This window comes from Streptomyces sp. NPDC048659 (assembly GCF_040650575.1).
Lineage (GTDB): Bacteria > Actinomycetota > Actinomycetes > Streptomycetales > Streptomycetaceae > Streptomyces.
This window is the reverse complement of record NZ_JBEZHM010000045.1, coordinates 1-22477: the sequence shown is the minus strand read 5'-3', so window position 1 is coordinate 22477 and position 22477 is coordinate 1. Positions and strand designations below refer to the sequence as shown.

Here is a 22477-nt window from a genome sequence, read left to right as displayed (position 1 = left end):
CTTCTTTCGGATCGCCGGTGCGGATTCAGGCCGTCCGTGCCGAACGACGGTACGAGACCGCCGCGTACGCCCCGAACAGCACCGCCCACGCCGCCAGGATCGCCAGCGCCGCCGCGCCCGGCATCGTGCCCTCCGTCAGGGCCCGGCCGAGTTCGGCGAAGCGGTTGGTCGGGGTGTACGAGGAGATCGCGCGCAGCCAGCCCGGGAACAGGTCCACCGGGAACCACAGCCCGCCGGCCACCGCGAGCCCCAGGTTGCAGGCCACGTTGACGACGCCGGTGGTCTGCGCGGACAGCCGGTAGCCGTTGCCGAGGCCCAGCAGGGTGAAGGGCAGCGAGCCGGCCCACAGGGCGAGCGCGACCGCCGCCCACTGCCAGGGCTCCAGCCGTACGCCGTTGACGAGGGCGCCCGCGAGCAGCACCGCGCCGATCGCGGGCAGCACCACGACCGTCCCGGTCAGGGCGCGGCCGGTGACCACCTGGCGCGGGGTCATCGGGGTGACGCGGAGCTGCCGCAGCCAGCCCGAGGACTTGTCCTCGGCGACGCCGGTGCCCAGCGACAGGGCGGCGCCCAGCGCCCCGTACGCGGCCATGCCGACCATGGCGGCGGCCTTGACCGAGGGGTCGTTCTGGCCGCCGAGGTTGGTGAAGAGCAGGTACATCAGGACCGGCACCGCGACCGAGGAGATCGCGAAGCCGATGTCCCGCAGGGTGCGGCGGACTTCGAGGCGGACGTAGGCGGTGATCATCGGGCCGTCTCCACGGTCGTGGCGGGGTGCGCGGTCTTCGGGGTGCTGTCGGGCGCGGGCGCGGTGCCGCTCCCGGTCCCGGGGGCTCCGGCACCCGCACCGGCGCCCCCGCCGGTCAGCGCGAGGAACGCGTCGTCGAGGGAGACCGGGGCGACCCGGAGGCCCCGGATGGCGTCCAGCGCGGCCAGCGCGCGGACGGTGGCGTCGGAGTCGTCGCTGCGCAGGTGCGCGCGGTCGCCGCGGATCTCGGTCGAGGTGACGCCGGGCAGCGCGTCCAGGCCCTCGGTCGGGCGGCCGGCCAGGTCGAAGGAGACCAGCGCCCCGCCGGCCCGCCGCTTCAGCTCCTCGGCCGTGCCGTCGGCGACCACCCGGCCCGCGTCGACGACGACGATCCGGTCGGCGCTGCTGTCGGCCTCCTCCAGGTAGTGGGTGGAGAAGAGCACGGTGTTGCCGCGCCCGGCGTAGGCCCGCATCGCGTCCCAGAACACCTGCCGGGCCTCCACGTCCAGGGCGGCGGTCGGCTCGTCCAGGACGATCAGCTCGGGGTTCCCGGCCAGCGCGACGGCGAAGCGGACCCGCTGGGCCTGGCCGCCGGAGAGCCGGTCGACGCGCCGGTCGGCTAAGGCGGTCAGCCCCGCCAGCTCCAGGGCCTCGGCGACCGGCAGGGGGGCCGGGTAGGCGCGGGCCACGAAGGCGACCAGCTCGCGGACGGTGACCCGGGGGACCGGGCGGGCGTCCTGGAGCATCGCGCCGACCCGGCCCGCCCCGACCGCGCGGGCGGGCGTGCCGCCGAAGAGGCGGACCCGGCCGCTGTCGGGGGTGTCGAGGCCGAGCAGCAGGTTGAGGGCGGTCGACTTCCCGGCGCCGTTGCGGCCGAGCAGCGCGACCGTCTCGCCGCGGCGGATCGTGAGGTCGACGCTGTCGACGGCGCGGACCGGACCGTACGTCTTGGTGGCCGCCTCGAAGGCGACGGCGGGCTCGTTCGTCATGGACAGGACGCTACGGAGGGGAGGGCGGGGCCGGGCAGGAGCGGGTGTACGGACCTGGCGGTGACAAATGTCCCGGGTGCCCCGGGCCGGGGGCCGGCGACGCGGTGATCTGACATGCCGTCAGGAGGGTTCCCAACGGCACACCCCTCCGCTATACATGGGGGTCACCGAACTGGAACAGGTTCTAGCTCTGGGGGATTCCGTTCCGGACTCGGTCCCCGCACGGCCTCGGCGCGGTCGACGGTGCGGACGACCGCGCCGAGGTCTTCCACCTCCAAGGTTCACCAAGGTCCACCACGGTGCGCGAAGGTTCACCATGGATCCCAAGGAGTCGCAAGCCGATGCCCATTGACGCCGCCAAGGCCGTCGCCGCCGAGCCCCGCAGCGCGGAGATCGGCTGGGACCACAAGGACGTCCAGCTCTACCACCTCGGCCTCGGCGCGGGCGTCCCCGCGACCGACCCGGACGAGCTGCGCTACACCCTCGAATCCCGGCTGCACGTGCTGCCCAGCTTCGCGACCGTCGCCGGGGCCGGCATGGGCGTCGTCGGCGGGCTCTCCGCCCCCGGCATCGACATCGACCTCGCCGCCGTCCTGCACGGCGGCCAGTCGGTCACCCTGCACCGCCCGCTGCCCGTCTCCGGCCGCGCCGTCTCCACCTCCCGCGTCGCCGCCGTCTACGACAAGGGCAAGGCCGCCGTCCTGGTGCTCCGCTCCGAGGCCGCCGACGCGGACGGCCCGCTGTGGACCAGCGACGCCCAGATCTTCGTACGCGGCGAGGGCGGCTGGGGCGGCGACCGAGGGCCCTCCGAGCGCCTGGAGCTCCCCGGCCGCGAGCCGGATGCCACCGTCGAGCGGCCCATCCGCGAGGAGCAGGCCCTGCTCTACCGCCTCTCCGGCGACTGGAACCCGCTGCACGCCGACCCCGAGTTCGCCAAGCTCGCGGGCTTCGACCGGCCGATCCTGCACGGCCTCTGCTCGTACGGCATGACCCTCAAGGCGGCCGTCGACACCCTCCTCGGCGGCGACGTCACCCGCGTCCGCGCCTACCGCACCCGCTTCGCCGGGATCGTCTTCCCGGGCGAGACCCTGCGGATCCGGATGTGGCGCCAGACAGGGGGGGATGGGGCCGAGGCCGGGGGCGGCCGGATCCAGATCGCGGTCAGCGCCGTCGAGCGGGACGACGCGCCCGTACTCGCCGACACCGTCGTGGACCACTCCTGACATCTCGCCAGAACTCCTGAGACAAGCCCCGAGGGGAGCCGCACCATGCGCGCAGCCGTACTGCACGAGATCGGCCAGGACAAGCTCGAAGTGCTCGACGACGTCGAGGCGGTGGGCTTCGGCCCCGGCCGGGTGAAGATCCGGGTCCGGGCCACCGGCCTGTGCCACTCCGACGTCTCCGCCATGAGCGGCGTGCTCCCGCAGCCCGCGCCCTTCATCCCCGGCCACGAGGGCGCCGGCGAGATCATCGACGTCGGCGACGGGGTCACCGGGCTGAGCGAGGGCCAGCGGGTGCTGCTCTGCTGGCTGCCCGCCTGCGGCAGCTGTCCCGCCTGCAAGCGCGGCCAGACCCAGCTCTGCCTGGCCGGCTTCATGAACGCCGGGATCCCCAACTTCAAGCGCCCCGGCGGCGACGTCTTCGGCTTCGCTGGCACCGGCACCTTCGCCGAGGAGGTCGTCGTCGACGCGGGCTGCGCCGTCCCGATCCCCGACGACGTGCCCTTCGACATCGCCGCCCTCATCGGCTGCGGCGTGACCACCGGCCTCGGCGCGGCCATCAACACGGCCAAGGTGGAGGCCGGTTCCTCGGTCGCCGTGATCGGCTGCGGCGGCGTCGGCATCTCCGCGATCCAGGGCGCCAAGCTCCAGGGCGCCGCCGAGATCGTCGCCGTCGACCCCGTCGAGTCCCGCCGCGAGGCCGCCCTCCGCTTCGGCGCCACCGAGGCCGTCGCCCCCGACGGCCTCGCCGACGCCAAGCAGCGGCTCACCGGCGGCGAGGGCTTCGACTACGTCTTCGAGGTCGTCGGCAAGTCCGCCACCGCCCGCACCGCGTACGAGACCACCCGGCGCGGCGGCACCCTCTGCGTCGTCGGCGCGGGCGCCCTCGACGACCACCTCCAGCTCAACATGTTCGAGCTGTTCTTCGACGAGAAGCGGATCCTGCCCTCCATGTACGGCGGCGGGGACGTGCTCCGCTCGTACGAACGGGCCATCGCGCTCTGGCGGGCCGGCCGCATCGACCTGGAGTCCCTGATCACGCACCGGGTGCCGCTGGCCGGGATCAACGAGGCGCTGGAGCAGATGCGGACGGGTGTCGCGCTGCGCACCTGCATCGAGATCTGACCGGCACCGGCCATCCGGACCCGGCGACCGGCCGCCCGCCTTCGGCCCCTGCCTTCGGCCCCTGCCTTCGGCCCCCGGCTCCGGCCCCCGGCACCCCACCTGAGAGGACCTGATCCCCATGTCACTCCCGCTTGAGGGACTGAGCGCGATCGTCACCGGCGCCGGCCGCGGGCTCGGCCGGGCCGAGGCGCTCGAACTGGCGCGGCTCGGCGCGGCCGTCGTCGTCAACGACTACGGGCAGCCCGGCCGGGACGGCTCCGGCGAGGCGTCGGCGACCCCCGCCGAGGAGGTCGCCGCCGAGATCCGCGCGGCGGGCGGCCGGGCCGTCGCCCACCTCGGCGACATCGCCGACTTCGAGACCGCCCGCGGCCTGGTCGGCCTGGCCGTGAGCGAGTTCGGGAAGCTGGACGTCCTCGTCAACAACGCGGGCATCCTGCGCGACCGGATGGTCTTCTCGATGAGCGAGGAGGAGTGGGACTCGGTGATCCGGGTCCACCTCAAGGGCCACTTCAACACCACCCACCACGCCGCCGTGCACTGGCGGGGCCGGGCCAAGGCGGGCGAGAGCGGCGTCTACGGGCGGATCGTCAACACCTCGTCCGAGGCGTTCCTCGCCGGTTCCGCCGGACAGCCCAACTACGCGGCGGCCAAGGGCGGCATCGTCGGCCTCACCACCTCCACCGCGCTCGCCCTCGCCAAGTACGGCGTCACGGCCAACGCGATCTGCCCCCGGGCGCGCACCCGGATGACGGAGGACGTCTTCGCGGGCTTCGCCGAGCCGACGGCCGAGGACGCGCTCGACCCGCTGTCGCCGGAGCACGTGGCCCCGCTCGTCGGCTACCTGGCCTCCCCGGCGGCGGCCGGCGTCAACGGGCAACTGCTCGTGGTCCACGGCGGCATGGTGGCGATCGTGGACCGCCCCAAGGTGGCGGCCAAGTTCGACACGGCGAAGGACGCCTTCACCTACGAGGAGCTCGACGGGCTGCTCACGCCGCACTACGCGGCCCGCCCGGCGGGGGAGACCTTCGCGGCGGCGGAGGTGCTGGGGCTGAAGAAGGGCTGACCGCGCGGGGGTGCGGCCGGGGAACGCGTACGGCCCCCGGGGTTCTCGGAACCCCGGGGGCCGTACGCGTGCCTACTGCCTACTGCCTACTGCGTATTGCGTACCGCTTACCGTGCGTCCGGCTCGCGGCGGTGCCGGCCGTGCGGCGCCGTGGTCGTCGACGCCGGGTCCTCGGCGCCCGCCGAGTCGCCCCGGTGCTTGCCCGAGCCGTTCGGCTCCTGCGGGTCCATGTCGCTCATGGTGGAACTCACCCCGTTGTTCTCGCTGCTTGCCTTGCGGCCCGTGAGTCTAACGAGCGGGTCGGCGGTCCGTCAGCGGAGCCTGCTGCAAAGGCACCGGACGGCAGACCTTGAAGGCACCCGTCGCCGCCCCCGTCGCCCCCGTCGCCGCCGGATCGGGCGCGCGCGGCGGCCCCTCGGGCTCCGGCGGCTCCTCGGGCTCCGCCAGGGCCGTGAGCCCGCAGGGCGTGCCGGGGGTCGCGTACGGGAGGCGGAGCAGCCCCTGGGGCGTCCACAGGCCCGTGCCGGCCAGCCAGCCGGGGGGCGCGGCCAGGTGGGCCATCCGGCGCGCGGAGGGCCGCCACGTGCCCACCCAGCTGCCCGCGGCCGTGTCGATCCGCAGCGCCACCCCGCAGCCCTCCGGCAGCAGCACCTGCCCCGGCTGGGTGGCGAACGGCGTCACGGCCGCGTCGTCGATCCGCAGGCAGTCGGGGAAGCGCACGGGCAGCAGGCTGCCCAGCACGCCCCAGCCGAGCCGGTCGCGGCCCGGGGAGGGCGCGTCGGAGCGGATCAGCAGCAGCCCGCTGTCGGGGTCCGCGAGGAGCAGCCGGTCGTGGCTGTCCTCGGTGATCTGGAGCAGCGGGGTCACCTCGCCGCCGCGCTCCAGGTCCACCGCGACCGCCTTCACCGGGCCGTCGTCCAGGCGCCGGTCGAGGGCGAGCATCCGGCCCGTACGGTCCAGCCAGACACCGCCGGAGCAGCGGCCCTTCACCTCGGCGACCTGCTCGGGCCCGAAGGCGCCGCCCGCCACCAGCCACAGCGTGGTGGTGTCCTGGCCGACGCACATGGCGTACGCGCAGATGCCGTCCGGCGACGGCGGCAGCAGCACGAGACCGCCGGGGCCCGCGTCGGGACCGGGGCCGAATCCCGGGCCGGGCGCCTCGACGGCGCCCAGCATCAGCTCGCCCGTCCCGGGCCCGGTCGGGTACAGCAGCGAGAACGTGTGCCGCCGCCCGTCCACCCGGCGGGCGACCAGCACCCGCCCGTCGGCCAGCGGCAGCACGGGCGTGCCGCGCTCCTCGGGCTGGGCGAGCGGCAGCGGCACGGCGTACGGCTCGGGGCCGTCGAGCGTCCAGCGCTCGGCGTACAGCGCGTCCCCGGTCCCCGCGATGCGGGCCGCGTAGGCGCCGTTCGCGGTGATCGTGAACGACCCCCGGTCCGCGGGTGCGGGCCGGCCGGCTCCGCCGTTCCCGGCCGCCGTCTCGATGGCACAGGCTGTCATCGACTCGTCACCTCCGGCCACGAAGCTAGTTTTCGCACTTCCAGCCGAACAACGCGTGCCGACCCACTTCACCCCAAAGGGTGGCCCTCCGGCGGTTCCGCCCGCCGGAGGGGGCCGGTTGTGCTGAAGACGCCAGGGGTAGGTAAGGTAAGGTGACCCTAAGTGGAAGATCGTGCTCCGCTACGGGGTCGGTGGCCGTCCCCGCAAGCCATCCCGTAAGCCGTCCCCGTACGCGTACAGGAGAGCCCTCATGTCCTTCCGCCGCCGCGGCACCGCCGCCGCCGCCCTCAGCCTCGCCGCCGCGCTCACCCTCGCGGCCTGCGGAGGCGGTGACGGCTCCTCGGACGGGGCCGCGAAGGACGAGGGCGGCAAGAAGAAGGACGTCGCCGTCGGCGGCAAGGACTTCGGCGACGCGGCCGCCAAGACCGCCGCGCTGGGCACCGACGCGAAGCCGGGCCAGTTCCCGCGCACCCTCACCCACGCCCTCGGCAAGACCGAGATCCCCGCCGCGCCCAAGCGGGTCGTCGTCCTCGACGTCGGCGAGTTCGACAACGTCGTCTCCCTGGGCATCAAGCCCGTCGGCTACGCCCCCTCCGAGGGCGACGACGGCATCCCCGGCTACCTGAAGAAGGACGCCGGACAGCCCAAGTCCGTCGGCACCATCAACAACCTCAACCTGGAGGCCATCGCCGAGCTCCAGCCCGACCTCATCCTGGGCAGCCAGCTCCGCGCGGCCGACAAGTACGACGAGCTGTCGAAGATCGCGCCCACCGTCTTCTCCATCCGGCCGGGCTTCACCTGGAAGCAGAACTACCTGCTCAACGCCGCCGCCCTGGACAAGAGCGCGGAGGCGAAGGAGAAGCTGGCGGCCTACGAGACCAAGGCGAGGCAGCTCGGCACGGACATCGGCCCGAACAAGCCGACCGTCTCCATGGTCCGCTACCTCCCGGGCAAGATCCGGCTGTACGCGAAGGCGTCCTTCATCGGCACCATCCTGGAGGACGCCGGCCTGCCCCGGCCCGCCGGCCAGCAGGTGAACGACCTCGCCGTCGAGGTCAGCCCCGAGAAGATCGACCAGGCCGACGGCGACTGGATCTTCACCGGCGTCTACGGCGACCCCAAGTCCACCAAGCGCGACACCGCCCAGGCGAACCCGCTCTGGAAGAACCTGAAGGCCGTCAAGGCGGGCCAGGCCAAGGACGTCCCGGACGAGACCTGGTACCTGGGCCTCGGCGTCACCGCCGCGAACAGCGTCCTGGACGACCTGCGCGCGGACCTCGTCAAGAAGTAGGACCCGGCGGCGCCGCCGTGGGCGGCCGGCGGGCCCGGGCGGCCGGAGCGGACGGTCCGGTCCGAAGCGGCAGGCCGGAGTGGTTGTCCACAGGCCAGAACGGTGGGGCACGGAGGGCAGGTAGCCTTTCCTCCGTGCCCCGTCTGTCTGAAGTCATCGCCGAGCTCGACGCCCTCTGGCCCCCCGAGCGGGCCGAGCGGTGGGACGCCGTCGGCACCGTCTGCGGCGACCCCGACGCCGAGGTCTCCCGGGTGCTCTTCGCCGTCGACCCCGTCCAGGAGATCGCCGACGAGGCCATCGCCCTCGGGGCCGACCTGGTCGTCACCCACCACCCGCTCTACCTGCGCGGGACGACGACCGTCGCCGCCTCGCACTTCAAGGGCCGGGTCGTGCACACCCTGATCAAGCACGACATCGCCCTGCACGTGGCCCACACCAACGCCGACACCGCCGACCCGGGCGTCTCCGACGCGCTCGCCGGCGCCCTCGGCCTGCGGGTCACCGGACCGCTCGTCGCCGAGAACGGCCTCGGTCGGATCTGCGAGCTGGACCACCCCGAGACCCTCGCCGAGTTCGCCGCCCGCGCGGCCCGGCGGCTGCCCGCCACCGCGCAGGGCATCCGCTACGCGGGGGACCCCGGCATGATCCTGCGCCGGATCGCCGTCAGCGGCGGCTCCGGCGACAGCCTCTTCGACGACGTGCGCGCCGCCGGCGTGGACGCCTTCCTCACCGCGGACCTGCGCCACCACCCCGTCTCCGAGGCCACCCAGCACTCTCCGCTCGGACTCGTCGACGCGGCCCACTGGGCCACCGAGTGGCCCTGGTGCGAGCAGGCCGCCGCCCAGCTCGACACGGTCTCCGACCGCCACGGCTGGGACCTGCGCGTGCACGTCTCCAAGACGGTCACGGACCCCTGGTCGGCCCATGTCGGCCCGGCCGACGCCTTCCCCGGGAGCGCCCCGAGCGCCCCTTCCGAACCCACCTCTCCTGGAGCCCCCAACTGAACGCCGCGCCCGCCGACCAGATCCGACTCCTCGACGTCCAGGCCCTGGACGTGCGCCTCCAGCAGCTCGCGCACAAGCGCCGCTCGCTGCCCGAGCACGCCGAGATCGAGTCGCTGAACAAGGACCTCACCCAGCTGCGCGACCTCCTCGTCGCCGCGCAGACCGAGGAGAGCGACTGCGCCCGCGAGCAGACCAAGGCGGAGCAGGACGTCGACCAGGTGCGCCAGCGCTCCGCGCGCAACCAGCAGCGGCTCGACTCCGGCGCGGTCTCCTCGCCGAAGGACCTGGAGAACCTCCAGCGCGAGGTCACCTCGCTCGCCAAGCGCCAGGGCGACCTGGAGGAGATCGTCCTGGAGGTCATGGAGCGCCGCGAGTCCGCCCAGGAGCGGGTCGCCGAGCTGACCGAGCGGGTCGACGCGGTGCAGGGCAAGACCGACGACGCCACCGCCCGCCGGGACTCCGCGCAGGCGGAGCTGGACGCGGAGAGCGCCTCCGTCGCCAAGGAGCGCGAGCTGGTGGCGGGCTCCGTCCCGGCGGACCTGATGAAGCTCTACGAGAAGCTCCGCGAGCAGCAGGGCGGCGTGGGCGCGGCCCGGCTGTACCAGCGCAAGTGCGAGGGCTGCCACATCGAGCTGAACATCACCGAGCTCAACGAGGTCCGCGCCGCCGCCACGGACACCGTGCTGCGCTGCGAGAACTGCCGCCGGATCCTGGTCCGCACCTCCGAGTCCGGCCTGTAGGGCCCGCCCGCGATGACGCAGTCGAGGGAGCTGATCGTCGAGGCCGACGGGGGTTCCCGGGGCAACCCGGGACCCGCCGGCTACGGGGCGGTGGTCCTGGACCCGGTGACGGGGGAGACCCTGGCGGAGCGGGCCGAGTTCATCGGCGTCGCGACGAACAACGTCGCCGAGTACAAGGGCCTGGTGGCGGGCCTGAAGGCCGCCCGGGAGCTGTTCCCCGACTGCGTGGTCCATGTGCGCATGGACTCCAAGCTGGTGGTCGAGCAGATGTCCGGCCGCTGGAAGATCAAGCACCCCGACATGAAGCCGCTGGCGGCCGAGGCCGCCCGCGTCTTCCCGCCGGGCCGGGTCCGCTACGAGTGGATGCCCCGCGAGCGCAACAAGCACGCGGACCGGCTGGCGAACGAGGCGATGGACGCGGGCCGCCGGGGCGAGCAGTGGAGCCCCGCCGCGTCGACCGCCGCCCTGGCCCCGACCGCCGACCTGGCCGCCGCCCGCGCGGCGGCGGGCGACCAGACGGCGGGCGCGGCGAAGGCCCGGGCGGCACTGACGGGCGGCCGAGGGGGCGGGGCCGCGCCGGCCGCCGGCCTTACGCCGTCCGCCGCCTCCCCGGCCTCCGGCGGCCCCGCGGCCGAGGACAGCGGGTCGGCCGTGGTCGACGACGGCCTGTTCGCGGCCTCCGACGACGGCCTGTTCGCCGCCGTAGAGCCCGGCACTCCCGCCGTCGAGCCCGGCTCCCCGGCCGTCGAGCCCGGCGCCCCCGCCATCGGGGCCGTGACCCCGGACGAGGGCCTGTTCGCGCCCGACCGGGCCGTGGCCGCGCGGGCCCGCGCCTCGCTGGCCGCCGCCGCCACGGCGGAGCGGGAGTCGGCGTCGGCACCGGCGTCGCCCACGGCACCGGCGACGGGCGACTTCGAGGCGGAGGCGGCGCACGGCACCGCGTCGGCCGCAGCGGCGGCCCCCGCCACGCCGTCCACGCCGTCGGCCCCCGGCTGGTCCGCGCCCGACATGGGCGCCCCCGCCACCTTCGTGCTGCTGCGGCACGGCGAGACGGCCCTCACGCCGGAGAAGCGCTTCTCCGGCAGCGGCGGCGCCGACCCCGAGCTGTCCCCGGCCGGCCGCCGCCAGGCCGAGGCCGTGGCCGCCGCGCTCGCCGCGCGCGGCACGATCCAGGAGATCGTCAGCTCCCCGCTCGCCCGCTGCCGCCAGACCGCCGAGGCCGTCGCCGCCCGCCTCGGCCTCGACGTGCGGATCGAGAACGGGCTGCGCGAGACCGACTTCGGCGCCTGGGAGGGCCTGACCTTCGGCGAGGTCCGCGAGCGGTACAAGGACGACCTCGACGCCTGGCTGGCCTCCGCGAAGGCCGCCCCGACCGGCGGCGGCGAGAGCTTCGCGACCGTCGCCCGCCGCGTCGCCGCCACCCGCGACCGGCTGACCGCCGCCTACGCGGGCCGCACGGTCCTGCTGGTCACCCATGTGACCCCGATCAAGACCCTGGTGCGCCTGGCGCTGGGCGCCCCGCCGGAGTCCCTGTTCCGCATGGAGCTCTCGGCGGCGTCGGTCTCGGCGGTGGCGTACTACGCGGACGGCAACGCCTCGGTCCGCCTCCTCAACGACACCTCGCACCTGAGGTAGCGGGGAGACCCCCTACGAGCGGTCGAGCCCCGCCGCCTCGCGCGCCAGCGTCTCGACGCGGGCCCAGTCGCGGGCGGCGAGGGCGTCGGCCGGGAGCATCCACGTACCGCCGACGCAGCCGACGTTCGGCAGGGCCAGATAGGCCGGGGCGGAGGCCAGCGAGACGCCGCCCGTGGGGCAGAAGCGGGCCTGGGGGAGCGGGCCCGCCAGCGACTTCAGATACGGCACGCCGCCCGCCGCCTGTGCCGGGAAGAACTTCATCTCCGTCACGCCCCGCTCCAGCAGCGCGACGACCTCCGAGGTCGTCGACACGCCCGGCAGGAACGGGACACCAGAGCCCCGCATGGCCGCCAGCAGCGCGTCCGTCCAGCCGGGGCTCACCAGGAAGCGGGCCCCGGCGCCGACCGCGTCCGCGACGTGCCCGGGGGACAGGACCGTGCCGGCGCCGACCACCGCCTCCGGGACCTCCGCCGCGATCGCCCGGATCGCGTCGAGGGCGGCCGGGGTGCGCAGGGTCACCTCGATCGCGGGCAGACCGCCGGCCACCAGGGCACGGGCCAGCGGTACGGCGTCGGCGGCGTCCTCGATCACGACGACCGGGACGACGGGGGCAAGCTCAAGCACGCTCGTCATGGCCCCCATCCTGCCGACGGCAAGCGAGGAGCGCAACGAGCGTTGCGTATGCTGCAATAGCGACTGGGGGGAGGCTAGTGGATCTCGTCGACGAGCACGTCGAGCACGCCCGCCTTGCCGCCCTCCTCCACCACGTACCCCAGGTCCCGCAGCGCCTCCGTCAGCTCCGCGCGGCCCGCCGGCTCCGCGCCCGCCTCCAGCAGGCTCCGCACGATCCGCCCCTTGGTCGCCTTGTTGAAGTGGCTGACCACCTTCCGCGTCGGCGCGTGCAGCACCCGCACCGTCGCCGTACGCTCCGCCACCTCCCCCTTCGGCTTCCACGCCGTCGCGTACGCCGAGGAGCGCAGGTCCAGCACGAGCCCGTCCCCGGCCTCCGCGGGCAGCACCGGGGCCATCACCCCGCGCCAGTACGCCCCCAGCGCGCCGAGCCCCGGCAGCTTCACGCCCATGGAGCAGCGGTACGAGGGGATCCGGTCGCCGACCCGTACCGCGCCCCACAGCCCCGAGAACACCAGCAGCGAGCGCCCGGCCCGCGCCCGGGCCGCCGCGTCCAGCGTCGCCAGGCCCAGCGCGTCGTACAGCACGCCGGTGTAGACCTCCCCGGCGGGGCGCGCCCCGGCGGTCCGCAGCTCGGTGTTCTTGGCGACCTCGCCCCGCAGGCCCTCGCTCAGCCCGAGCACCTCCCGCGCCTTCTCCTCGTCGGCGGCGCACAGCTCGACGAGCTCGTCGAGCACCGCCGCCCGCGCCTCCGCGAGCCCCGGCAGCGACAACGACTCCGGCTTGAGCGGCGCCCCACGCCCCGAGGTGGCCTTGCCTTCGGAGGGCGGCAACAGGACGAGCACGGCGGTTCTCCTTCGTACGTACGGGGGTGGGGGTGCGGCCCCGGTGCCCAGCGTACGAGGTCGCCGGCCGCCCAACGGCCGCACGACGACGGCCGCAGCGACCCCTGGCGCCTGCTCCGCCCCCAACGCCATGCGGCCCCCCGCCCCCCGTCCTACGCTCGGTCCATGCCCCGCCGACACCTCCACGTGACCGCCGCAGCGGACGCCCCGCTGTCGGCCGCGCTCCGCGCCCTGCGCACCGAGCTGGCGATCCCCGACGCCTTCCCGCCCGCCGTCCTCGCCGAGGCGGAGGCCGCCGCCGGGGCGCCGCGGCTCCCCGGCCTGGACGCCACCGACCTCCCGCTCCTCACCATCGACCCGCCGACCTCCCTGGACCTGGACCAGGCCCTGCACCTGGCCCGCCGCCCCGGCGGCGGCTACCGCGTCCACTACGCCATCGCCGACGTCGCCGCCTTCGTCACCCCCGGCGGCGCCCTCGACACGGAGGCGCACCGGCGGGCCACCACCCTCTACCTCCCCGACGGCAAGGTGCCGTTGCACCCCGCCGTGCTCTCCGAGGGCGCCGCCAGCCTCCTCCCCGACGTCACCGCGCCCGCCCTGCTCTGGCGGATCGACCTGGACGCCGACGGGCGGCAGGTCGCCGTGGACGTGCGCCGGGCCCTCGTCCGCAGCCGCGCCAAGCTCGACTACGCGGGCGCCCAGGCGCGGATCGACGCGGGCACCGCCGAGGAACCGCTCGCCCTCCTCGCGCGCGTAGGACCGCTCCGCGAGCGCCTGGAGGTGGAACGCGGCGGGATCTCCCTCGACGTACCGGAACAGGAGGTCGTCGAGACCGACGGCCGCTTCACCCTGCACTACCGCGCCCCGCTGCCCGTGGACGGCTGGAACGCCCAGCTCTCGCTCCTCACCGGCATGGCCGCCGCCGGCCTGATGATCGAGGCGGGCACCGGCGTGCTGCGCACCCTGCCGCCCGCCCCCGACGGGGCCGTCGCCCGGCTGCGGCTGTCGGCCAGGGCGCTCGGCATCGACTGGCCGCACCACGTCTCGTACGCGGAGCTCATCCGCACCCTCGACCCGGCGAGGAGCCGGCACGCCGCCTTCCTCCAGGAGGCCACCGGGCTGCTGCGCGGCTCCGGCTACACGCCGTTCACCGGCGGACACGTGCCCGCACCGGCGGCGCACGCGGCGGTCGCCGCCCCGTACACGCACTGCACGGCCCCGCTGCGGCGGCTCGTCGACCGGTACGCGGGCGAGCTGAGCCTCGCCGCCTCCGCCGGGACCCCGCCGCCGGAGTGGGTGCTGGCGGCGCTGGACGCGCTGCCGCAGGACATGGCGAAGGGGACGCGGCTGGCCAACCGGGCCGAGCGGGAGAGCGTCGACCTCGTCGAGGCGGCGCTGATGAGCCACCGGATCGGCGAGACGTTCGACGCGATCGTCATCGACGTGCAGGAACACGCGCCCGACGTCGGCACCGTGCACCTGCCGGACCCGGCCGTCGTCGGCCGGGTCGAGGCCGCCGGGGTGCCGCTGTCGCTCGGCGACCCGCTGCGGGTCAGGCTGACGCAGGCGGATCCGGGACGGGCGAAGGTGCTGTTCGCGCCCGCGTAGCGGACCGGTCGAGGGCCTCGCGCAGCGCGCGGACGAGGGCGCGGGCGTCGTCCGCGTGGAGGCGGACCGTGCGCACCGGGCGGGGCGGGCCGAGCAGCCGGGGCGCGGGCACGGGCTCGGTGAGCTCCAGGGTGACGGAGGTCTGGGAGCCGACGGGCAGGTCGAGCACGCCGTCCGCCTTCTCGTGCGAGAACAGCGACTCGTGGCGGACGGCGGCGATCAGCTCCAGCGGGACGCGGACGTCGACGTGGGCGGCCTGCCGGACCCGCAGCGCGTCCTCGGTCAGCAGGTGCGGGCGGGTGGCGGAGGCGGCGTGCAGGCCGAGCACGAAGAGGACGGTGTACACGTCGAGGACGAGGACGACGGCGTGCGCGACGGGCCAGTCGGCGAGCAGATAGGACATGCCGACGGTCTCGACGACGCAGACGAAGACGAAGCCGTACATGAGCGCGGCCTGGTCGCGGGCGTGCGGGAAGGCGGTGACCCCCGGCCGCCCGGCCCCGTGGGGCCGCCGCCCCACCCAGCGCACCAGCCCGGCCATGAGCCGCAGCTCGTGCCCGGCCAGCCGGAGTACGGGCTCGGGGACGAGGCGCCCGACGGCGGCCCGGCGGGACAGCCCGCGCCGCCGCAGCCGCAGGTAGGCGAGGAGCTCGGCGGCGAGCAGCGCGGCGACGGCGGCCTCGGCGAGGAGGAGGACGGCGGCGGGTATCCGGACCCCGGCGACGAGACAGACGAGGAGCGCGAACTCGGCGGGCAGCACGGCGTAGACGGCGTATCTCATCGGGCCCGCTCCCACACCAGCCGCAGCGCCTCCCGTACGGCGGCGGCCTGGGCGGGCGCGAGGTCGCCGAAGAGCACGTCGGTGAGCCCGCCGTCCTCGGGCGGGCCCGCGACCATGCCGTCCGGCAGGCAGGCGGCGAGCTCGGCGGCGGCCTCGGCGACGCGCGGGTCGTCGGGCGCCGCGTCCGCGAGCGCGTCGAGGCGCGCGTACACCGGCCCGGCCTTCCCGGCGGTCTCCCGCATCAGCTCCATCAGGCGGGCCCGCTCGTCGGCCGGGACGACGGTGTCGAGGAGGGTGAGCAGCTCCCGGTCCTTGGCGGCCATGGGGGACGCGGCCAGCGCCGGGTCCTCGCCCAGCTCGGCGAGGAACGCGGCGAGCTCGGGGGAGAGCGGCCCGTCGGCGGCGAGCCGCCCCTCGCGGGCCTCGGCGAGCAGCCCCGCGAGCCGGGCCCGCCGCTCCCGGATCACGCCCTCCTGCCGGGCCAGGTCCCCGTCCAGCTCCTCCAGCACCTCCACCAGCTCCCGCCCCGCCTCGTCCGCGAGCACGTCCCGCACCTCGTCGAGCCCGACCCCCAGCTCGGTCAGCCGCCGGATCCGCGCGAGCACGACCGCGTCCCGCACCCCGTACTCCCGGTACCCGTTGGCCCGCCGCACGGGCTCGGCCAGCAGCCCGAGGTGGTGGTAGTGCCGCACGGCCCGCGGGGTGACCCCGACGAGCGCGGCGATCTCGCCGATCCGCATCCCTTTGCCCATGCCCTCAGTAGAAACCTTGACGCGGCGACAAGGTCAAGAGGAGTCCGGAGTCCGGAGTGGGGATGTGACACGATCGAGGGGACGACCTCGATCACAGGGACGGCGAGTGCCCCGATGGCCGACGATCACGACATGACTGCCATGCCGCACGCACCACTCACGCAGGAGGAGATCCTGCTGGAGGGCTTTCTGGCGCTGGACACGCCGGAGGGCTTCCGGGCGGAGCTGATCGAAGGGGAGATCGTCGTGACGCCGCCGCCGGACGGGGACCACGAGAAGTACATCAGCCGGATCACCCGGCAGGTGATCCGCCGGGCGCTGACCGACATGGACGTCTCGGGCAACAAGGGCCTGCGCCTGCTGAACGGAGCGGGGCTCCCGCGCGACCACGTCATCCCGGACGTCACGTTCGCGCCCGTCGCGCTCGACCTGTTCGGCGGCGCCGAACCGTGGATGCCGAGCGACGGCGTGTCGATGGTCCTGGAGGTCACCTCCACGCGCCCGCACAAGGACCGTGAGGCCAAGCGCCGCGGCTACGCCCGCGCCGCCATCCCCCTCTACCTGCTGGTGGACCGCGACACGTCCACGGTGACGCTCTTCAGCGAACCGGAGGACGGCGAGTACGTCCACCGCGCCCTCATCCCCTTCGGCAAGCCCCTCGCCCTTCCCGTGCCCTTCGGCTTCGACCTGGAGACGGCCGACTTCGAATGAATCGGCAGGTAGCATGGGCGGCACGGCAGACGAGCCGGGCGGGCGGCCGCGTGGAGACCTTCGGGTCTTCCCGAGGAACGTCCGGGCTCCACAGGGCAAGGTGGTGGCTAACGGCCACCCGGGGTGACCCGCGGGACAGTGCCACAGAAAACAGACCGCCGGGGACCTCGGTCCTCGGTAAGGGTGAAACGGTGGTGTAAGAGACCACCAGCGCCTGAGGTGACTCAGGCGGCTAGGTAAACCCCACCAGGAGCAAGGTCAAAAGGGAACACCCCGGTGTTCCTGCGCGGACGTTCGAGGGCTGCCCGCCCGAGTCCGCGGGTAGACCGCACGAGGCCGGCGGCAACGTCGGCCCTAGATGGATGGCCGTCACCCCGACGACCGCGAGGTCCCGGGGAACAGAACCCGGCGTACAGCCCGACTCGTCTGCCCCACCTCCTCCAGGCCCTTCCGGGTCCCTCTGCGCGGGACCCGCTCGTCCGGCCGGGCGAGCACGTCGCGTCGCTCCCCGCCGCAGGCCCCCTCCCGGTGTACCGGTGGGGCATGACCATTGCCGTGGAGCAGCTCAGTGAGCCCACCGTGCGGGCCTTCGTCGCCGCGCTCAACGCCAACGACCGGGCGGCCTTCGCCGCCGTGCTCGCGCCCGGGGCGACCATGTCCGACGACGGGTCGGAGCGGGACGTCGCCGACTGGACCGAGCGGGAGATCTTCTCGTCCGGGGGGCACATGGACGTCGAGGCGGAGGCGGACGGCGGGCTCGCGCTCGTCGCCGACTACCGCAACGACACCTGGGGGGCCATGCGGACCGCCTGGCGGTTCACCGTGGACGGCGGGAAGGTCACCCGGTTCGAGACCGGGCAGGCTTGACGGGTCCCGGACCGGGCCCGACCGGGCGGGTGCGGTCAGCCGCGGCCGATGTACGGCATCGTCGTCGCCATCACCGTCGCGAACTGCACGTTCGCCTCCAGCGGCAGGGCCGCCATGTGGACCACCGTCGCCGCCACGTCCGCCGCGTCCATCACCGGCTCCGGGGCCAGTTCGCCGTTGGCCTGGAGGATGCCGGACTGCATCCGGGCCGTCATGTCCGTGGCCGCGTTGCCGATGTCGAGCTGCCCGCACGCGATCCGGTACGGGCGGCCGTCGAGGGAGAGGGACTTGGTCAGACCCGTCATCGCGTGCTTCGTCGCCGTGTACGCGATCGAGTGCGGGCGCGGCACATGCGCCGAAATCGAGCCGTTGTTGATGATCCGGCCGCCTTGTGGCGACTGGTCCTTCATCGCCCGGAACGCCGCCTGTGCGCACAGAAATGCGCCCGTCAGATTGACGTCCACCACCGCGCGCCAGGTCTCCGGGTCCAGGTCCTCCACCGGAACCCCGCCGCCCGCGAACGTACCCGCGTTGTTGAACAGCAGGTCGACCCGGCCGAAGTGGCCCCGTACGGCCTCGAAAAGGGCCGCCACCTGGGCCGGTGAGGTCACGTCCGTCGGGACGCAGAGGGTGTCCGACGGGGGGAGCGGCGCCGCCGTCTCCCGCAGCGCCTCCAGGCGGCGGCCCGCCAGGGCCACCCGCCAGCCGGCCGCCGACAGGGCCCGCGCGACACTTCGGCCGATTCCCGATCCCGCTCCCGTGACCACTGCGATGCTCATGGGCGCGCAGCGTACGGCAGACCCGCGTGCCACGAACTCATCCGTCCGACACGTGGACGTTCGGTAACCGACAACGTGAGGTCGTCCCGCCCCCCTGCAATACCTGCGGACACCATTTGTCAGGGGAGGGTTACATGACCGCCGATCAGACCCACACCGATGAAATCCGTGCCGTCGCGCGCCACTTGGCGCGCCGTCGCTTCCTCACCGCCACCGGTGCCGCCACCGCGCTCGCCTTCGCCGTGAACCTGCCCGCCACGGGCACGGCCGCCGCCGCCGAGCTCGCCCCCCGCCTCGTCGCCGAGAACCCGTTCACCCTGGGCGTGGCCTCCGGCGACCCCCAGCCCGGCTCCGTCCTGCTGTGGACCCGGCTCGCCCCCCGCCCGTACGAGCCCGGCGGCGGGCTGCCCGCCCGCAGCCGGGTCGACGTCCAGTGGGAGCTCGCCCAGGACGCCCGCTTCACCCGGGACGTCCGCCGCGGCAACGCCCCCGCCCACCCCGAGTTCGACCACTCCGTGCACATCGAGGTCCTCGGGCTCGCCCCCGGCCGCGTCTACTACTACCGCTTCCGCCTCGGCCGCTGGATCAGCCCCGTCGGCCGCACCCGCACCGCCCCCGCGCCCGGCGCCACCGTCTCCCGGCTCCGGCTCGCCGCCGTCTCCTGCCAGGCGTACCCCGACGGCTACTTCACCGCCCACCGGCACCTCTCCCGCGAGGACGTCGACGTCGTCTTCCACCTCGGCGACTACATCTACGAGTACCCCATCGACTCCACCGCCGCCGACCGCCACTACAAGCCCGGCACCATCCCCGCCGTCTACGACCACGAGACGGTCACCCTCGACGACTACCGGCTGCGCTACGCCCTCTACAAGTCGGACCCCGACCTGATCGCCGCGCACGCCGCCCACCCCTTCGTCGTCACCTGGGACGACCACGAGACCGAGGACAACTACGCCGGCGCCGTCTCCCAGGACCAGGTGCCGCCGGAGGAGTTCCTCATCCGCCGCGCCGCCGCCTACCGCGCCTACTGGGAGAACCAGCCGCTGCGCGTGCCCCAGCGGCCCGCCGGCCCCGACGCCCGCCTCTACCGGCGCCTGAGCTGGGGCCGGCTCGCCCAGTTCGACATCCTCGACACCCGCCAGTACCGCTCCGACCAGGCGTACGGCGACGGCTGGCAGAACCCCGGACCGGCCATCGACGACCCGGCCCGCACCCTCACCGGCGCCACCCAGGAACGCTGGCTGGCCGACGGCTGGCGCACCTCCCAGGCCCTGTGGAACGTCGTCCCGCAGCAGGTCATGTTCTCCGAGCGGCGCAACGTCCCGACCAGCGCGTACAAGCTGTCCATGGACGCCTGGGACGGCTACCGGGCCTCCCGGCAGCGGGTCCTCGCCGGCGCCGCCGCCGCCGGCGTCGCCAACCTGCTGGTGCTCACCGGCGACGTCCACGTCGCCTTCGCCTGCGACATCAAGGCCGACTTCCGCGACCCGGCGTCCCGGACCGTCGGCACCGAGATCGTCACCACCTCCATCGCCAGCGGACGCGACGGCGCCGACAAGCCCGGCAACCACGCCGCCCTGCTCCAGGCCAACCCGCACATGAAGTTCTACAACGGGCGCCGCGGCTACGCGCTCGTCACCCTCGACCAGCGCGGCGCCCGCGCCGACTTCCGCACCGTGTCGGCCGTCACCACCCCCGGCGCGCCCGTGACCACCGCCGCGTCCTTCGTCACCGAGGCGGGCCGGCCCGGCCTCACGCCCGCCTAACATAGGGAAGGATTCAACGAAACGGAGCAGCGATGCCGGAGAGCGGCCGGACCACCACCAAAACCCATATAGCCGGCACACCGGCCGCCACCGCCGCCCGCAGGGCCGGGCTGCTCGTGACGCTGGTGCTCGGCGGTCTGACCGCCCTCCCCCCGCTCTCCATGGACATGTACCTCCCGGCCCTGCCGGAGGTCACCGAGGTGCTCCGCGCACCCGCCGCCACCGTCCAGCTCACCCTCACCGCCTGCCTCGCCGGCATGGCGCTCGGCCAGCTCGTCGTCGGCCCCATGAGCGACCGATGGGGCCGCCGGCGCCCGCTGCTCATCGGCATGGCCGTGTACGTCCTCGCCACCGCCGTCTGCGCCCTCGCCCCCTCCGCCGGGCTCCTCATCGGCTTCCGGCTGCTCCAGGGCCTCGCGGGCGCGGCCGGCATCGTGATCGCCCGCGCGGTCGTCCGCGACCTGTACGACGGCGTCGAGATGGCCCGCTTCTTCTCCACCCTGATGCTGATCTCCGGCGTCGCCCCGATCGTCGCCCCGCTGATCGGCGGCCAGATCCTGCGGATCACCGACTGGCGGGGCGTCTTCTACGTCCTCACCTGCGTCGGACTCCTCCTCACCCTGGTCGTCTGGCGCTTCCTGCCCGAGAGCCTGCCGCCCGAGCGGCGGCACGCGGGCGGCGTCGGCGAGGCCCTGCGCACCATGCGCGGACTCCTCGCCGACCGGGTCTTCACCGGCTACACGCTGACCGGCGGCCTCGCCTTCGCCGTCCTCTTCGCGTACATCTCCGCCTCCCCGTTCGTCGTCCAGGAGATCTACGGGGCCTCCCCGCAGACCTTCAGCCTGCTCTTCGGGCTGAACTCCATCGGCCTCGTCGTCGTGGGCCAGATCAACGGGCGGCTGCTCGTCGGCCGGGTCAGCCTCGACAAGGTCCTCGGCTGGGGCCTCGGCGTCATCCTGCTCGCCGCCGTCGCCCTGCTCCTGATGACCACCGGCGTCTTCGGCGAGCCCGGCCTGCCGGCCGTCGCCGCCGGGCTGTTCGTGCTGATGTCCGCGATGGGCCTGGCCATGCCGAACACCCAGGCCCAGGCCCTGATGCGGACCCCGCACGCGGCCGGTTCCGCCTCCGCCCTGCTCGGCACCACCTCGTTCCTCATCGGCGCGATCGCCTCCCCGCTGGTCGGCATCGCGGGCGAGACCACCGCCGTCCCCATGGCCGTCGTCCAGACCGGCTGCGCGGTCGCCGCCGTCGCCTGCTTCCTGCTGCTGTGCCGCCCCTGGCGGCGGGCCGCCGAGACGCCCGCCGAGACGCCCGCCGAGCCCGCCTAAAATGGGCCGGTGAACGCCTCCCACCCCTCCGCCGACTCCCTGCGCGCCGCGCTCGCCACCGTCCTCGACGGGCTGCCGCCGCGCCAGGCCGCCCAGGCCGTCGAGCGGCTGATCGCCAACTACCGGGGGGACACCCCGACCGACGCGCCCGTGCTGCGCGACCGGTCCGACGTCGCCGCCTACGCCGCCTACCGGATGCCCGCCACCTTCGAGGCGGTGCGCGCCGCGCTGTACGGGCTCGCGGACGCCGCCCCCGACTGGGCGCCCGCCACCCACACCGACGTCGGCGGCGGCACCGGCGCGGCGGGCTGGGCCGTCGCCGAGGCGTGGGAGGGCGCGGCCCGCACCACCGTCCTGGACTGGGCCGAGCCCGCCCTCGCGCTGGGCCGGGAGCTCGCCGCCGGCGCCTTCGAGGCCGAGTGGCGCCGGGAGCGGATCGGCGGGGCGCTGCGGCTCGCCGACACGGACCTGGTGACCGTCTCGTACGTCCTGAACGAGCTCACCGAGGCCGACCGCACCGCGCTCGTCACCGAGGCCGCGCGCGCCGCGCGGGCCGTCGTCATCGTCGAGCCGGGCACCCCCGACGGCTACGAGCGGATCATCGCCGCCCGCACCCTGCTCGTCGAGGCGGGCTTCACCGTCGCCGCGCCCTGCCCGCACAGCGGCGCCTGCCCGATCGCGCCGGGCACCGACTGGTGCCACTTCTCGGCCCGGGTCAGCCGCTCCTCGCTGCACCGCAAGGTGAAGGGCGGCTCGCTGCCGTACGAGGACGAGAAGTACGCGTACGTGGCCGCCGCGCGCTTCCCCGTGACCCCCGCCCCCGCCCGCGTGGTGCGCCGCCCGCAGATCCGCAAGGGCCTGGTGCAGCTGGAGCTCTGCGGGCCGGACGGGCTCGGCCGCGACACGGTCACCAAGCGCCACGGGCCCCTGTACAAGCAGGCCCGGGACGCCGAGTGGGGCGACGCCTGGCCGCCGGAGGAGACGGCCTAGGGCCCGCCTAGGTCCTGTCGTCAAATGTCACGTCCACATCAGGAGTGAGGCGAGGGTGACGGCGGCTTCGTAGGACTGGGCGGTTTTGTCGTACCGGGTGGC

At 74.7% G+C, this 22477-nt stretch carries 22 protein-coding genes and 1 other RNA gene; 14 read left to right on the top strand and 9 right to left on the bottom strand.

The genetic code is table 11. The annotated features are described in order from the left end of the window. Nucleotides 1–25 precede the first annotated feature (25 nt). On the bottom strand, nucleotides 26–748 hold the full coding sequence (locus AB0C99_RS28485; RefSeq protein WP_362480832.1) for an ABC transporter permease: 723 nt from the start codon (nucleotides 746–748) through the stop codon (nucleotides 26–28). Next, complete coding sequence (locus tag AB0C99_RS28480) at nucleotides 745–1737, bottom strand: ABC transporter ATP-binding protein (protein WP_362480829.1); 993 nt, start codon at nucleotides 1735–1737, stop codon at nucleotides 745–747. Before AB0C99_RS28480 ends, AB0C99_RS28485 begins: the two co-directional genes overlap by 4 nt. 341 nt (nucleotides 1738–2078) lie before the next feature. Between AB0C99_RS28480 and AB0C99_RS28475 the strand changes: the two genes are divergently transcribed. The 3 genes from AB0C99_RS28475 (at nucleotide 2079) to AB0C99_RS28465 (ending at nucleotide 5145) form a co-directional block, all read left to right on the top strand. Next, a complete protein-coding gene (locus tag AB0C99_RS28475; RefSeq protein WP_362480826.1) occupies nucleotides 2079–2960 on the top strand; it encodes a MaoC/PaaZ C-terminal domain-containing protein in 882 nt (293 codons plus the stop codon). 45 nt (nucleotides 2961–3005) lie between these two features. Continuing rightward, on the top strand, nucleotides 3006–4082 hold the full coding sequence (locus tag AB0C99_RS28470) for a Zn-dependent alcohol dehydrogenase (protein WP_362480824.1): 1077 nt from the start codon (nucleotides 3006–3008) through the stop codon (nucleotides 4080–4082). Between the two features lie 118 nt (nucleotides 4083–4200). Next, complete coding sequence (locus tag AB0C99_RS28465; protein WP_362480821.1) at nucleotides 4201–5145, top strand: 3-oxoacyl-ACP reductase; 945 nt, start codon at nucleotides 4201–4203, stop codon at nucleotides 5143–5145. Nucleotides 5146–5252: 107 nt separating this feature from the next. Here the strand turns inward: AB0C99_RS28465 and AB0C99_RS28460 are convergent, their stop codons facing one another. Both AB0C99_RS28460 and AB0C99_RS28455 read right to left on the bottom strand, forming a co-directional pair. Beyond that, nucleotides 5253–5384, bottom strand: coding sequence for a hypothetical protein (locus AB0C99_RS28460; RefSeq protein ID WP_362480818.1), 132 nt, complete (start codon nucleotides 5382–5384; stop codon nucleotides 5253–5255). Between the two features lie 49 nt (nucleotides 5385–5433). Further along, nucleotides 5434–6645, bottom strand: a complete 1212-nt coding sequence (locus tag AB0C99_RS28455) for a hypothetical protein (RefSeq protein ID WP_362480815.1) — start codon at nucleotides 6643–6645, stop codon at nucleotides 5434–5436. Nucleotides 6646–6895: 250 nt separating this feature from the next. On the opposite strand from AB0C99_RS28455, the gene AB0C99_RS28450 reads away from it, so the two are divergent. The 4 genes from AB0C99_RS28450 (at nucleotide 6896) to AB0C99_RS28435 (ending at nucleotide 11315) form a co-directional block, all read left to right on the top strand. After that, nucleotides 6896–7936: an iron-siderophore ABC transporter substrate-binding protein gene (locus tag AB0C99_RS28450; protein WP_362480813.1), complete on the top strand. Its 1041-nt coding sequence runs from the start codon at nucleotides 6896–6898 to the stop codon at nucleotides 7934–7936. Between the two features lie 134 nt (nucleotides 7937–8070). Next, the gene (locus tag AB0C99_RS28445; RefSeq protein ID WP_362480810.1) at nucleotides 8071–8940 is read left to right on the top strand and encodes a Nif3-like dinuclear metal center hexameric protein; all 870 of its coding nucleotides are present in this window, start codon (nucleotides 8071–8073) and stop codon (nucleotides 8938–8940) included. Next, complete coding sequence (locus AB0C99_RS28440) at nucleotides 8937–9680, top strand: C4-type zinc ribbon domain-containing protein (protein ID WP_362480981.1); 744 nt, start codon at nucleotides 8937–8939, stop codon at nucleotides 9678–9680. Before AB0C99_RS28445 ends, AB0C99_RS28440 begins: the two co-directional genes overlap by 4 nt. Nucleotides 9681–9692: 12 nt before the next feature. Then, a complete protein-coding gene (locus AB0C99_RS28435; RefSeq protein WP_362480807.1) occupies nucleotides 9693–11315 on the top strand; it encodes a bifunctional RNase H/acid phosphatase in 1623 nt (540 codons plus the stop codon). A 12-nt stretch (nucleotides 11316–11327) separates the two neighbouring features. On the opposite strand, the gene AB0C99_RS28430 is transcribed toward AB0C99_RS28435, so the two are convergent. Then, nucleotides 11328–11948: a bifunctional 4-hydroxy-2-oxoglutarate aldolase/2-dehydro-3-deoxy-phosphogluconate aldolase gene (locus AB0C99_RS28430; RefSeq protein ID WP_362480804.1), complete on the bottom strand. Its 621-nt coding sequence runs from the start codon at nucleotides 11946–11948 to the stop codon at nucleotides 11328–11330. Between the two features lie 74 nt (nucleotides 11949–12022). Continuing rightward, nucleotides 12023–12790, bottom strand: coding sequence for a peroxide stress protein YaaA (yaaA, locus tag AB0C99_RS28425; RefSeq protein WP_362480801.1), 768 nt, complete (start codon nucleotides 12788–12790; stop codon nucleotides 12023–12025). Between the two features lie 165 nt (nucleotides 12791–12955). Here yaaA and AB0C99_RS28420 point away from each other — a divergent pair, with 165 nt between their 5' ends. Continuing rightward, on the top strand, nucleotides 12956–14398 hold the full coding sequence (locus tag AB0C99_RS28420) for an RNB domain-containing ribonuclease (protein ID WP_362480800.1): 1443 nt from the start codon (nucleotides 12956–12958) through the stop codon (nucleotides 14396–14398). Here the strand turns inward: AB0C99_RS28420 and AB0C99_RS28415 are convergent. Together AB0C99_RS28415 and AB0C99_RS28410 are read right to left on the bottom strand one after the other, a co-directional pair. After that, entirely contained in the window at nucleotides 14343–15179 is an 837-nt protein-coding gene (locus AB0C99_RS28415) for a hypothetical protein (protein ID WP_362480799.1), read from the bottom strand. The two genes, AB0C99_RS28420 and AB0C99_RS28415, sit on opposite strands and share 56 nt — an antisense overlap. Then, nucleotides 15176–15919 carry a MerR family transcriptional regulator gene (locus tag AB0C99_RS28410; protein ID WP_362480978.1) on the bottom strand — a complete coding sequence of 248 codons (744 nt, stop codon included), beginning with the start codon at nucleotides 15917–15919 and terminating at the stop codon, nucleotides 15176–15178. Before AB0C99_RS28410 ends, AB0C99_RS28415 begins: the two co-directional genes overlap by 4 nt. 144 nt (nucleotides 15920–16063) lie before the next feature. Between AB0C99_RS28410 and AB0C99_RS28405 the strand changes: the two genes are divergently transcribed. From AB0C99_RS28405 to AB0C99_RS28395, 3 genes are all read left to right on the top strand, one after another. Then, a complete protein-coding gene (locus tag AB0C99_RS28405; RefSeq protein WP_362480797.1) occupies nucleotides 16064–16642 on the top strand; it encodes a Uma2 family endonuclease in 579 nt (192 codons plus the stop codon). A 30-nt stretch (nucleotides 16643–16672) separates the two neighbouring features. Beyond that, nucleotides 16673–17071: RNase P RNA component class A (rnpB, locus tag AB0C99_RS28400), an RNA gene on the top strand. A 114-nt stretch (nucleotides 17072–17185) separates the two neighbouring features. Next, nucleotides 17186–17509: a nuclear transport factor 2 family protein gene (locus tag AB0C99_RS28395; protein ID WP_362480796.1), complete on the top strand. Its 324-nt coding sequence runs from the start codon at nucleotides 17186–17188 to the stop codon at nucleotides 17507–17509. 35 nt (nucleotides 17510–17544) lie between these two features. Here AB0C99_RS28395 and AB0C99_RS28390 read toward each other — a convergent pair whose 3' ends face one another. After that, nucleotides 17545–18288, bottom strand: a complete 744-nt coding sequence (locus AB0C99_RS28390) for an SDR family oxidoreductase (protein ID WP_362480794.1) — start codon at nucleotides 18286–18288, stop codon at nucleotides 17545–17547. 134 nt (nucleotides 18289–18422) lie between these two features. On the opposite strand from AB0C99_RS28390, the gene AB0C99_RS28385 reads away from it, so the two are divergent. From AB0C99_RS28385 to AB0C99_RS28375, 3 genes are read left to right on the top strand one after another with little or no spacing between them, the layout of a single operon-like run. Then, nucleotides 18423–20057 carry an alkaline phosphatase D family protein gene (locus AB0C99_RS28385; RefSeq protein WP_362480792.1) on the top strand — a complete coding sequence of 545 codons (1635 nt, stop codon included), beginning with the start codon at nucleotides 18423–18425 and terminating at the stop codon, nucleotides 20055–20057. 32 nt (nucleotides 20058–20089) lie between these two features. Next, nucleotides 20090–21385, top strand: a complete 1296-nt coding sequence (locus tag AB0C99_RS28380; RefSeq protein WP_362480789.1) for a Bcr/CflA family multidrug efflux MFS transporter — start codon at nucleotides 20090–20092, stop codon at nucleotides 21383–21385. A 9-nt stretch (nucleotides 21386–21394) separates the two neighbouring features. After that, nucleotides 21395–22375 (top strand): small ribosomal subunit Rsm22 family protein, encoded by a 981-nt coding sequence (locus tag AB0C99_RS28375; RefSeq protein WP_362480786.1) that lies wholly within the window; start codon nucleotides 21395–21397, stop codon nucleotides 22373–22375. Nucleotides 22376–22477: the final 102 nt, after the last annotated feature.